The sequence below is a fragment of the Janthinobacterium sp. genome, from assembly GCF_009923995.1.
Taxonomy (GTDB): domain Bacteria; phylum Pseudomonadota; class Gammaproteobacteria; order Burkholderiales; family Burkholderiaceae_D; genus Janthinobacterium.
In genome coordinates this window covers 81,938-94,336 of record NZ_RFSK01000018.1, presented here as the reverse complement: position 1 = coordinate 94,336, position 12,399 = coordinate 81,938, and the positions used below count along the sequence as shown (strand labels likewise).

10 protein-coding genes are annotated in these 12,399 nt (G+C 64.5%); 6 read left to right on the top strand and 4 right to left on the bottom strand.

All coding sequences use genetic code 11. The features are described 5' to 3' along the window. The 4 genes from EBS11_RS11795 to EBS11_RS11780 form a co-directional block, all read left to right on the top strand. A partial coding sequence (locus EBS11_RS11795; RefSeq protein ID WP_290603168.1) for a glycosyl hydrolase family 28 protein occupies positions 1-1,970 on the top strand: 1,970 nt, incomplete at its 5' end. Between the two features lie 112 nt (positions 1,971-2,082). Then, positions 2,083-3,018 carry a sugar kinase gene (locus tag EBS11_RS11790; protein WP_290603167.1) on the top strand — a complete coding sequence of 312 codons (936 nt, stop codon included), beginning with the start codon at positions 2,083-2,085 and terminating at the stop codon, positions 3,016-3,018. Positions 3,019-3,088: 70 nt separating this feature from the next. Further along, complete coding sequence (locus EBS11_RS11785; protein WP_290603166.1) at positions 3,089-3,811, top strand: GntR family transcriptional regulator; 723 nt, start codon at positions 3,089-3,091, stop codon at positions 3,809-3,811. A gap of 119 nt (positions 3,812-3,930) precedes the next feature. Continuing rightward, positions 3,931-5,460 (top strand): methyl-accepting chemotaxis protein, encoded by a 1,530-nt coding sequence (locus EBS11_RS11780; protein ID WP_290603165.1) that lies wholly within the window; start codon positions 3,931-3,933, stop codon positions 5,458-5,460. A 1-nt stretch (position 5,461) separates the two neighbouring features. On the opposite strand, the gene EBS11_RS11775 is transcribed toward EBS11_RS11780, so the two are convergent. Together EBS11_RS11775 and EBS11_RS11770 are read right to left on the bottom strand one after the other, a co-directional pair. After that, positions 5,462-6,673, bottom strand: coding sequence for a hypothetical protein (locus tag EBS11_RS11775; RefSeq protein ID WP_290603164.1), 1,212 nt, complete (start codon positions 6,671-6,673; stop codon positions 5,462-5,464). 93 nt (positions 6,674-6,766) lie between these two features. Then, positions 6,767-7,633 carry an HDOD domain-containing protein gene (locus EBS11_RS11770; RefSeq protein ID WP_290603163.1) on the bottom strand — a complete coding sequence of 289 codons (867 nt, stop codon included), beginning with the start codon at positions 7,631-7,633 and terminating at the stop codon, positions 6,767-6,769. A 280-nt stretch (positions 7,634-7,913) separates the two neighbouring features. Between EBS11_RS11770 and EBS11_RS11765 the strand changes: the two genes are divergently transcribed. Further along, positions 7,914-8,492, top strand: a complete 579-nt coding sequence (locus EBS11_RS11765) for a DNA-3-methyladenine glycosylase (protein ID WP_290603162.1) — start codon at positions 7,914-7,916, stop codon at positions 8,490-8,492. Between the two features lie 14 nt (positions 8,493-8,506). Here EBS11_RS11765 and EBS11_RS11760 read toward each other — a convergent pair whose 3' ends face one another. Both EBS11_RS11760 and EBS11_RS11755 read right to left on the bottom strand, forming a co-directional pair. Further along, positions 8,507-10,213: a methyl-accepting chemotaxis protein gene (locus EBS11_RS11760; protein ID WP_290603161.1), complete on the bottom strand. Its 1,707-nt coding sequence runs from the start codon at positions 10,211-10,213 to the stop codon at positions 8,507-8,509. A gap of 81 nt (positions 10,214-10,294) precedes the next feature. After that, the gene (locus EBS11_RS11755) at positions 10,295-10,753 is read right to left on the bottom strand and encodes a cache domain-containing protein (RefSeq protein ID WP_290603160.1); all 459 of its coding nucleotides are present in this window, start codon (positions 10,751-10,753) and stop codon (positions 10,295-10,297) included. Between the two features lie 280 nt (positions 10,754-11,033). Here EBS11_RS11755 and EBS11_RS11750 point away from each other — a divergent pair, with 280 nt between their 5' ends. After that, complete coding sequence (locus EBS11_RS11750) at positions 11,034-12,398, top strand: lysine 2,3-aminomutase (protein WP_290603159.1); 1,365 nt, start codon at positions 11,034-11,036, stop codon at positions 12,396-12,398. Position 12,399: the final 1 nt, after the last annotated feature.

Below are 12,399 nucleotides of genomic sequence, written 5' to 3'. Positions count from 1 at the left end.
ACCCGGACCTGCCGGCAGAGCCAACCCTGCCGAAGGACACGCAGGTGTGCGCCACCCTGGAAGCGTCGAGCAACCTGGTGCGCCGTCCGGACGGCTCGCTGCCGCCGGAAGCCGATCCGTCGAAACCGGGCGTGGGCGCGGTAGTCACCACCGCCACGGCCAATCCGGACCAGGCCCGCATCCAGGCCGCGCTGGACGCCTGCGGCGCTGCCGTCGATGCCGAAGTGGGCGCGAAGATCGCCGCCGCCGATGCCGCCGCCACGGCCGCGCAAAAGACCGCCAACGTCAAGAACGTGAATATCGCCGGCGTGTCGGGCGAAGAACTGGCCAAGCCGGAATACCGCGGCAGCAAGTTTGCCGTGCGCCTGGTGGTCAACAGCTCCGGCGTGGGCGATGGCTTCATCAGCGGTCCGTTGACCCTGCCGTCGGGCGTGACCCTGTGGATCGACAAGGGCGTGACCCTGTACGCCTCGCGCGACGTCACCACCTACTCGCCGAATCCGGCCGGCCCGTACTGCGGCAACACGGCCGTCAGCTCCAGCAAGGCTGGCAGCTCGGGCAACTGCTCGGCGCTGATCAACGGCTCCAACCTGGTCAACTCGGCCGTCATGGGCGATGGCTCGATCGACAGCCGCGCCTACGCGGAAATCGTCACCACCAACAAGCTGTATCCGCTGATGAAGGTCGACATGACCTGCTCGAACACCTACGCCATGTATGCCACCGGCAAGCAGGCGGCCGACGGCGTGTCGTGCGATAACGGCGGCACCATCGTCGATTCCAAATCGTCGGCGCGCAACATGAGCTGGTGGGACCTGGCCTTCCTGGGCAACATGGTGCAGAACGGCGTGACGGGCACGGGCTCGCAGTCGAACTTCCGCATGATGGTCTTCAACTACGCGAAAAACCTGACCCTGTACCGCATCTCGCTCAATAACAGCGCCAACTTCCACGTCGTGCCGAGCGGCGTCGATGGCTTGACGGTGTGGGGCGTGAAGGTGCAGACGCCGACCCTGGCGGCATTCGCCAACCCGGCCGGCAACGGCAACCCGCTGTACAACGGCGAAACCTGGAACGCGGACAACGTCAAGAACACGGACGCCTTCGATCCGGGCGCGGCAAGCAAGGCCATTTCCGGCAAGCTGGCCACGGGCAGCAAGACCACGTCGACGGGCGCCATGTCGTTCGACGGCTACCTGAAGAACTTCGTCTTCGCGTATAACTTCGTCAGCACGGGCGACGATGACGTGGCACTGAAAGGCAGCGCCAATCCATCGCCGGCCGGCTCGGGCCTGTTCGCCATCGACGGCAAGCGCGACGTGCGCTCGGACCGCAAGCACGGCATCGTCATCGCGCATAACCACATCTACTGGGGCCATGGCATTTCCGTCGGCAGCGAAACGAATGCGGGCGTGACCAACGTCGAGGTGTATGACAATTCGTTCACGCATTCGGAAGAAGGCTTGCGCATCAAGTCCGACTACGCGCGCGGCGGCGAAGTGAGCAACGTCCACTACCGCAATATCTGCATCCGCGATGCGCAGAATGCGCTGTTGTTTACCACCTACTACAGCACCAAGGCATTGCCGACGGCAGGTCCCCTGTACCCGAACTTCCACGACATCACTCTCGATAACGTGCGTATTCTGGGCAACACGGCCATCAAGCTGCAAGGCTTCAAGGCCAACACGGGCGGCTTTGACAATCCGCAGTATCCGCTGGTCATGACCTTGAACAACGTGGTGACGGATTCGCCGAACGCCACGACGATGACCTCGTCGGATGCGAACCTGACGATCAAGGGCACCAACCTGCCGATCTTCGCCAATGCGGCCGAGCGCGTGACCGTCAGCGGCACGGCGACGCAGGCGGTCGACGTTGAAAAAGTGGTCGATTGCAGCAAGGCCTTTGTCGACTTCCCGGCCATCGGCCAGTCGAACCTGTTCGGTTCGACCTGGGACAAGAAGTAAGCCTGCCACGCAGGCCCGGGTAGCACAAATGTAGCACGCGCCGCGCCGGCCATCTTTCGGGATGCCGGCGCGGCGCCGCTCTGAATCGATGAAAAATCGGGAGGACACCGCAATGCAAGCACCACAAACCGTTTTCGTCATCGGCGAATGCATGATCGAATTGCAGCGCGCGGAGCAGGAACAGGCCATGGCCTACCGCTTTGGCGGCGACACCCTGAACGCGGCCGTGTACATGGCGCGCCAGCTCGACGCGGGCCGGCACGCGGTGGCATACGTGACGGCGCTGGGCAGCGACAGCCTGTCCGACGAGATGTGCGCCAGCTGGCAGGACGAGGGCATCGACACGCGCTGCGTGCAGCGCCTGGCCGACAAGCTGCCAGGCATGTACCTGATCGAGACCGATGCGCAGGGCGAGCGCCGCTTCCATTACTGGCGCAGCGATTCGGCCGCGCGCCACTGGCTGCGCGGGCCGCAGGCGCCGGCCATCCTGCAGCAGCTGGCCGGTGCGCGCCACGTGTATTTGTCCGGCATCAGCCTGGCGATCCTGTCGCCGGCCGACCGTGAACTGCTGCTGGCGACCCTGGCGCAGTGCCAGGCGCAGGGCGGACAGATCATCTTCGACAATAACTACCGTCCGCGCCTGTGGGAAAGCGCCGATGCGGCCGCCTCGGTCTACCATCGCGTACTGAGCCTGTCGTCGCTGGCCTTGCTGACGCTGGATGATGAAGACGCCTTGTATGGCCCGGCCGACGTGGCGCAGGTGCTGGCGCGCACCGGCGCCCTGGGCGTGCCCGAGATCGTGCTCAAGCGCGGTGCGCAGCCCTGCATCGTCAGTTTCCACGGCGTGGTGGAGGAGGTCGCGGCCCGGCCGGTGGCCAAGGTGGTCGATACCACGGCGGCCGGCGACTCGTTCGGCGCAGCCTATGTGGCGGCGCGGCTGGCGGGACAAGCGCCAGCCATGGCAGCCGCCGCGGGGCACCGCCTCGCCGCCTGCGTGATCGGCCAGCGCGGCGCCATCATCGCGCGCACGGAAATGCCTGCCGGATGATCGCAGACCCTGTATCATCGATTACACTGTTTTTTCCTGTTTAACTTTGCCGTTTCGCTAAAATAAGTCTATGAATCTGACGTCCTCTCTTCCTCCTGCCGATGGCGAAACCGGTGTCAGCGCCGCGCGCCGCGTGTATGGATTGCTGCGCCAGCGTATCGTCGACATGAGCATGCTGCCGGGGACGCGCATCGTGGAAAAGGAACTGGCCGATGAACTGGGCACCAGCCGCACGCCCGTGCATGAAGCCGTGCAGCGCCTGGCCGAGGAAGGCCTGATCGAAGTGCTGCCGCGCGTGGGCACCTTTGTCGCGCGCATCCCGCTCGATTCGCTGGAAGAAGCCATGCTGGTGCGCTGCGCCCTGGAGACGGCCATCATCGAAAAGGCCACGGAAAGGGCGACGCCGGAAGGCATCGCCAGCCTGCGCGCCATCCTGGCGGCACAGGCCGAGTGCATCGCGCAGAACGACATCCGCGGCTTTCACCGCACCGACGAGAGCTTTCATGCCGCCCTCGCCGAATTGTCCGGCTATCCCGGCGTCTGGCCCATGATCCTGCAGGCCAAGACCCAGATGGACCGCTATCGCCAGCTGACCCTGCCCCTGGCAGGGCGCATGAGCGATGTCATGGCCGAACACCGTGACGTGGTGGAAGCGGTCGCCTCGGGCGATCCGCAGCACGCCGTCACGGCCATGCGCAGCCACCTCGACCACGTGCTGCCGGTGCTGGAAATTACCCGCAAACTGCGGCCTGAGTATTTCATGCCGCATCTCGCCGTCAAACCCAAACGCTAGCGTCCCTGCGCGCCCCCGCGCCTGCCCGCCGGCCGCTGCCGGCTGGCGGGCAGGGATAGCCACGCCTGTCGTGGCCGATGGCGCGCAGCCATGCACACTGATTGCTCCAAAGGATACCCATGAAAGTCTCTCACCGCCTGATTCTGCTGGTTGGCGCCGCACTGCTCGGCATGGCCCTGCTGGGCGCCTACAGCCTGCGCAATCTGTACCAGGCCATGCGGCATGACCGCGAGGCGCAGATCGTCAACATGCTCAAGATGGGCGAACACCTGGCCGCCCACTACCACGCCGAAGAGCAGGCTGGCCGCCTGACGCGCGAGCAGGCGCAGGCGGCCGCCAAGGAGGCATTGACGCAGCTCAATAATGACGGCAAAAGCTATTACTGGGCGCGCCTGCCGAACGGCTTGAACCTGGTGCACCCGAACCCGAAGAATATCGGCGTGATCGCCGAGGGCGAAACCATGGATGGCCGGCCCGATTCGCAGGCCTACGTCGAGGCGCTGGCCAGCAGCGAAGTGGGCCTCGTCTCCGTCAAGAGCCGCCGCGACGGGCAACTGGTCGCCAAGCTGAATGGCATCATCGCCTTCAAGCCCTGGGGCTGGTGGATAGGCACGGGTTTTTTCAATGACGATATCGAGAACGCCTTCTGGCATGCGGCCATGCAGTTCCTGTGGTTCTTCCTCGCCGCCCTGGCCGTGATGTCGGCGCTGGGCTGGCAGGTGATCCGCAGCGTGCTGGGCGCCCTGGGCGGCGAGCCGGCCTACGCGGGCGACGTCACGCGGCGCATCGCCGGGCGCGACCTGTCCGCCCCCGTGGACCTGCGGGCAGGCGACAATGCCAGCCTGCTGCACAGCATCGCCCGCATGCAGCAGGACCTGGCCGGCACCGTGCGCCAGATCCGCGGCAACGCCTCGGCCATCGCCACGGCATCGCAGGAAATCGCCAACGGCAACCTGGACCTGTCGGCGCGCACGGAAGCGCAAGCCAGCTCGCTCGAGCAGACGGCGGCCTCGATGGAGGAACTGACGGGCACCGTCAGCCAGAATGCGGGCAATGCGCAGCAGGCCAGCGCGCTGGCGGGCGATGCCTCGCAGCTGGCGCGCCAGGGCGGCGCCGTGGTGGCGCGCATGGTCGACACCATGGGCGCCATCCGCCAGTCGTCAAACCAGATCGCCGACATCACGGGCGTCATCGACGCGATTGCCTTCCAGACGAATATCCTGGCATTGAACGCGGCCGTGGAAGCGGCGCGCGCGGGCGAGCAGGGACGCGGCTTCGCCGTGGTGGCGGGCGAGGTGCGCAGCCTGGCGCAGCGCGCGGCCGGCGCGGCGAAGGAAATCAAGGAGTTGATCGGCGTGTCGGTGACGCAGGTGGAGGCGGGCGGCGAGCTGGCCGGCCAGGCCGGCGCCGCGATGCAGCACGTGGTCGACAGCATCGCCAAGGTGACGGCCTTCATGCACGATATCAGCACGGCCACGCACGAGCAAAGCGAGGGCATCGCGCAGGTCAACCAGGCCATCATCAGCATGGACGACGTGACCCAGCAAAACGCGGCCCTGGTGGAGCAGGCTGCCGCTGCCGCCCAGGCCATGCAGGAACAGGCGCATCAGCTGTCAGAGCTGGTCAGCCTGTTCAAGCTGGAACGGTAAGTCAGGCGGCCGGGGTGTAGGCCTGCACTTCCAGCGGCTGCCCCTGGGCGTCGAAGCGCAGCGCCACCGACAGTTGCGTCACGCCGATGGTGGCCAGCGCGTCGCAGATGTCGTCGACTTCGTCCTGCAGGTCGGCGGCCAGGTCCAGCGGCTTGTCGGCGCTGTGCAGCAGGGCGCCGCCCGCCGCATGGACGTTGACGCGCAGCAACATTTCACCATGTTCATCGGCCGGACCCACGACCACGGCGGCATCGGCGGCATCCACCTCGTGTTCCGCCAGGGCGTGGTTGATGCCCGACATCATCTGCAGCATGGCGTATTCGCTCATGCCTTGTTCCTTGCCGCCGTGGAACAGGTCCTGGTACAAGAAGCTCACTTCCAGCGCCGCGCCGGCCGGCGCCAGGCAGCGCTTCACCAGATCGCCCACTTTCGTCGTCCATTGCTGGTAGCGCGCCATGCGGGCGTCGAACCAGGCGTCGAGCGCCGCTTCATCCTTCGGTTCCGCATAGAACGGGTCGTCCACGCGCTTCAGGGCAAAGCCCAGCAGGAAGCGCAGCTCGACGGCCGTGTCCTGCGCACCGAAGGCCGTTGCGCTCCAGCCCACGATGCTGCTTTCCAGGCCCGGCGCGGCGACGATCTTCTTGTCCGTCATCGAGGCATGCGCGTCGCGCACCATCTCGTGCAGATGGCTGTAGGTGATGCGGTCGATTTCATCGAGGTCGTAGGCGTGGCTCATCAGGACCACCTTGGCCTTGGCGCTTTCCAGCTCGGATTGCTGAAAACTCTGCACCAGCGCCTCGAACGCGTCCTGGTCCTGGAAGCTGTCCGCCTCCTTCAGGCCGCCTGTGCCTTGCACCAGCAGGGGCACGACGAAGGCATTGATTTCCATGGCGGGCGCGTTGTCGCGGCGGATCACGGAAATGGAGGCGGCTTCCTCGATATGGCTGCGCAGGTACTGGTAGGCGCCCACGTCTTCGTACTTGGAACGCTCGATGGCGTCGTACAGGATTTCATCCTTCTTTTGATTCAAGGCCTTGCGGATGATGCGGCCGAACTCGACGGCTTGCTCGGCCAGCACCGTGCCCTGCGATTCGCTGTCTTCCTGTTCCGCCAGGTTCAGGGCCATCGTGCACAGCATGCGCGTGACGGCTTCATCCTTGTCTTCAGGCGTGTTGGCGGATTTACGGGGGACAGGGCGCTTATTTTTGGGCATGGCGATCAACAGGTTAGGTAATTCGGGTCAGGCAAACGGAAACGGGCGCCAAGGCTAGGCCTGGCGCCGGGACAGATCATACAGCCTGGGACATCAATGGTCGGTATCGAACATCTCGTGCAGTTCGTCGAGCAGGTCGGCCGCTTCTTCTTCCGACAGGCCAAGATGCTGGCAAGCAAGACTGCCGCCCTTGTCCCACTCCAGCGAGGTACTGTTGCCATGGTAGCGCTGAATGCCCTTTTCGGCCAGCAGGGACAGGGCGACGAGCGAGCGGATGGCATCGTCCGTGGACGGGTCCGCCAGCACCGTGTAGTCGTGGTGGTGCAGAATCGCCCACGAGACGTCGGAGGACAGGCCCCAGTTGCGCGCCAGCAGGCAGCCGATGGCCGCGTGGTTGGTCTGGTGGCGCGCATCTTCCAGGGCGGTAAAGCAGTTGTGCGCATCGTTCGCCGCCGCCGCATAGGTGTTGACGTAGTCGGGGAAACGGTTCATCAGCAGGGGCACGCCGATATCGCAGAACAGGCCGAAGGTGTGGGCGATGTCGGGCGGGGCGATGCGCAGCTTGCGCGAGGTAAACACGACGGCGCGGGCGCGCTTGGCCGACACATCCCAGAAATTCGTCAGTTCCACGCCTTCCGCTTCCAGCGCCTGGCGCGCCAGCAGTCCCGTCATCATGGCGCTGCACTGGTTGATGCCGAGAAAGTTGATGCCCTGCTCGACGGACTTGGCCTTGCGCGCGGCGCCATAGAAGGGCGAATTGGCCAGTTTCAGCAGGGCGCCCGACATGCCGACGTCGTCGGCGATGATGCGCGCGATCCTGCGCGGCGACGGGTCTTCCTCGGCCAGTTCGCGCTGCAGGTCGACCAGCAGGCTGGGGCGCGGCGGGATACGGATGGAACGCATCAGGGCGTCGACCGGATCTTCCTGCACTACCTGGGCTTGCGCTGCCGCTCTCATCATCGTTGTCTTTGCATTGCTGGTGGATATTCTGTCGTGCGCTGCCGCCGGCCGCCGCGGGGCGTGCAGCGCAGTGCCGGACGATTATCGCTGTTTATGCATGGCAATAGTTCATCTCAGCAATGGTTTGATGAAAAAATCCCCCTTTTTCTTCCGTTAGCGCCTGCTTTTCGCCGTTTTGCGACGCGCCTTCCAGCGATTTTCATGGTTGAAACGGTAAGCTTTATTTGTTTTCAAGGCTGTCGGGCGCGTGCACGGGGCAGGGCGGCGCTACAATTGCCGCATGAAAAAAATTCTCGCCGGTATAGATTTCGCGGCCGATTCCAGCACGGTGGCGCGCCAGCTGATCGGTGTGACCGTGCTGGTCGATGGCGTGGGCGGACGCATCGTGGAAACGGAAGCGTATGACCGGCTGGACCCGGCTTCGCACACGTATGGCGGCATGACGCCGCGCAATGCGGCCATGTTCGGCCCGCCCGCGCATGCCTATGTGTACCGCTCGTATGGCATCCACTGGTGCCTGAATTTTGTCTGCCGCGAGCCGGGCCATGGCGCCGGCGTGCTGATCCGCGCCATCGAGCCGCTGGCCGGCATCGATGTCATGCGCGAACGGCGCGGCGTCGCCGCTGTGCGGCTGCTGTGTTCGGGGCCGGGCAAGGTGTGCCAGGCGCTGGGCGTGAGCCACCTGCAGAACCGCCTGGCGCTCGATGCGCCGCCGTTCACCTTGCTGGCGCGCGAGGAGGAGGTGAGCGTGCAAACGGGGCCGCGCATCGGCATTTCCAGGGCGATGGAGACGCCGTGGCGCTTCGTGCTGGCCGGGTCGCCGTATTTGAGCAAGCCCATGCGCGTGCCTGCGGGCTAGGGCGCGGGCCGGTATCAGGCGCCGCGCTGGCGGTGCGGGGTACGGCCTGCGCCGGCGGGGGCGCCATGGCGGGGCGCGCCGCGTAGCGGACTGTGCAGTGCGCGGCGTTCCGCCTGCGCGCTGGCCGGTTCCTGGAACGCCTGCTCCTCGCCAGTGACGGTGGGCGATGCCGCCTGGCTATCGAGGGTAAACACGGCCACGGCGGCCGACAGTTTCACGGCCTGGTCCTGCAGGCTGGCCGCCGCGGCGGCCGCCTGTTCCACCAGGGCGGCATTTTGCTGCGTGACATCATCCATTTGCGTGACGGCCTGATTGACTTCCGTGATGCCCGACGCCTGCTCGGCGCTGGCCTGCTTCACGCGCTGGATGATGTCGTTGACTTGCTGCACCGAGGCAACGATGGCACCCATGCTGTCGCCGGCCTTCTGCACGGCTACGCTGCCGCCATCGATGGTGGTGACGGACGTGGCGATCAGGGTCTTGATTTCCTTGGCCGCTTGCGCCGAGCGGTGCGCCAGGGTGCGCACTTCGGACGCCACCACGGCAAAGCCGCGTCCCTGCTCGCCCGCGCGGGCCGCCTCCACCGCCGCGTTCAGGGCGAGGATATTGGTCTGGAAGGAAATGCCGTCGATCACGCCGATAATTTCCACGATCTGGCGCGAATTGGCCCGTATCGTCGCCATTGTCGCCACCGCCTGCTGCATCGCCGCGCCCCCTTGCACGGCCAGGCCGGACGCTTGCGCGGCCAGGTCACAGGCCAGCTGGGCATTGTTGGCGTTGTCGTTGACGGCTTCCGTCAGGGTTTCCATGGCGCTCGATGTTTCTTCAAGCGAACTGGCCTGCATTTCCGTGCGCGCCGACAGGTCCAGGTTGCCGCTGGCAATTTCGCGCGAAGCCGTATCGATCGATTGCACGGCATCCATGATGGTGCGCAAGGTCTGGTTCAGGTTGGCGATGGTCTGGTCCAGCACGCGCGACGTGTCGGCGATCTCGTCGCTGCCCTGCTTGGGTGCGCCGGCCGTCAGCTTGCCGGCCGCCAGGTCTTGCACGGCGTCGGCGATGCCGCGGATTTCCCCCAGCATGGCACGCCGCACCAGCATGGTCACGACGATGGAGACGAGGATGGAGAGCAGCACGGTCAGCAGCATGCTCCAGCCCAGGCTGCGAAATTCCGCGCTGGCCGTCGCGTGCGCCTGGCTGCTGAGCGTGGTTTCCAGCGCCGACAGTTGCGCCAGCTGCGTACTGAGCTGGACGAACTGCGTTTCCGCCTTGAGCATGGAATTGGTGGCGATGGACTGGTCCATCTGCGCCATTTCCATGGTTTCCAGCACGGCCTTGCGGTAGCCGGACAGGGCCTGGATGGCCGCATCGAGCAAGCTGCGCTCGGTGCCCGTGGCCGTGCCGCGCAGCGCCGCCAGCTGCTTGCCGATGGCGAGGTGGCGCGCCTTGATCTGTTGTTCCAGCGCATCGATACGGGCCTTGGCGAAGCTGCCATTGGTCCATGACAGCAACTGGTACATATTGCCGTGTACATGCTTGGCGTCACCGGCCACGTCGGAAGCCGCCTTCAGGTGCGTGATGCGCACCCGTACCATGTTTTCCAGCGAGGCATTTTGCCGCACCATGCCATACCAGGCGCCGCTGGAGCTGAGTATCAGCAGCAGCAGCACGAGGGCGGGCGCCAGCAGTAATTTTGGTCCGATGCGTAGTCGATTGAGCATGTCTGACTCCTGCCAGTGGGGCTGTACACGCCGGGGGCGCCGCAGCGGCCAGCCGCCGCGCCCGCACGGCGCCGGGAGGGCTTATTTCTTGTAGATGCCCGCTTCCAGCACTACGTCGTTGACGCGCAAAATGTACGTGGTCTTGGGCTCGATCTTGCCGCTGGTGGGATTCTTGTACTGGTAGTCGACCCAGCCCTTGCCCTGTTTTTGCGCCAGTTCGATGATTTCACGGCGGTATTTCTTGCCATTCGCATCCGGCACGTCCGTCAGGTCCTTGCCCACGATGGACGGATTGATGGGGTGGGCCAGCACGATGCCCGTCTTGATGTCGCGCATGTCCACATACAGCGAGCCCTGCACGAAATCGGGATCTTTTGCCGTGATCTTTTTCATCATTTCTTCCTTGCCATGCGCCTTCATGAAGGCGGCGCCCCGTTCGGCCATGGCGATGGCGTCTTTTTCCGTCGGTTCGACTGCGGCACTGACGCTGGCGCTGGCAAATGCCAGGCACAGCAGGCTACCCGTGAATAAGCGTTTCATGAAAACTCCTTTGAGATCGAGGGATGTGTTGCCAAGTCGTAATTTACGTCGGTGTGGCTCGCATCAAATTGCGATGGAACAAACTAAGGTGTTGCTTGAGGGCAGCTTGCGGCATATCGCAGCGCTTGTTGATGTGTGGCAATTTGGTTCCTGGCGGCAAGAACTATGATGACTTTCGCAGCATGCCGCGTGACGTGGCGTGCACTCAAACAGGGCGAAATAGTCTGATGTTGGGCTGATTTCGTGGAAGTTATCGTCATTTACTGGCAAGGAGCCGACCGTGTCCGCACTCATTACCGAGCCGTTCCCATCCAAATTCAAGCCGTATACACGGCAAACCATCCAGCAGGCGCGGCAGTGGGCCTGGCTGCCGGAAGAGCAGCGCGAAGCCGTGCAAGTGGTGTCGCATGTGTTGCCATTTCGCACTAACGAATATGTGCTCGATCAGTTGATCGACTGGAACAACATCCCGGACGATCCCATCTACCGCCTCGTCTTTCCTCACCGCGACATGCTGCCGCCGGAACAGTACGCGCACTTGCGCGACCTGGTGCTGGTAAAACAGGACAAGGCGGCCATCGATGCCTATGTGCATGGCTTGCGCCTGGGCATGAATCCCCATCCCGCCGGGCAGATGACGCATAACGTGCCCCGCGTCAACGATGCGCCCGTGCGGGGCTTGCAGCATAAATATGCACAGACGGTGCTGTTTTTCCCCAGCGCGGGACAGACTTGCCACGCCTATTGCACTTTTTGCTTCCGCTGGCCCCAGTTCGTCGGCATGGATGACATGAAATTCGATGCGCGCGAATCGCACGAACTGGTGGCTTACCTGAAACTGCATCCGAAAGTGACCGACGTGCTGATCACGGGCGGCGACCCGATGATCATGAATACGCGGCAACTGGCAGCCTACCTGGAGCCGCTGCTGGAGCCGGGCCTGGAACACATCCAGAACATCCGCATCGGCACCAAGTCGGTGGCGTACTGGCCGCAGCGCTTCGTCTCGGACCGCGACGCGGACGACTTGCTGCGCCTGTTCGAGCGCATCGTCAAGGCGGGCAAGAACCTGGCCGTGATGGGCCATTACAGCCACGCCGTCGAGTTGCGCCAGGACATCGCGCAGCAGGCCGTCAAGCGCATCGTTTCCACGGGCGCCACCCTGCGCATGCAGGGGCCGCTGATCCGCCACATCAACGAAGACCCGAAGAGCTGGGCCGAGCTGTGGCAGACGGGTACGCGCCTGGGGGCGATTCCGTACTACATGTTCGTCGAGCGCGACACGGGGCCGCGCGGCTATTTCGAACTGCCGCTGGCAAAGGCGCACGAGATTTTCCAGGCCGCCTACCAGATGGTGTCCGGCCTGTCGCGCACGGTGCGGGGGCCGTCCATGAGCGCTTTTCCCGGCAAGATCGTCATCGATGGCATCGTCACCATCAATGGCGAGAAACTGTTTGCCCTGCAATTCTTGCAGGCGCGTAACCCGGACTGGGTGCGCCGGCCGTTCTATGCGAAGTTCGATGCGGAAGCGACGTGGATGGACCATCTGCAGCCGGCGTTCGGCCACGATAAGTTTTTCTTCGAGACGGATGAGCCTGTACCGCAGCTGCCGCACAAGGTCATCCGCCTGGCGCAGGCGGCCTGAC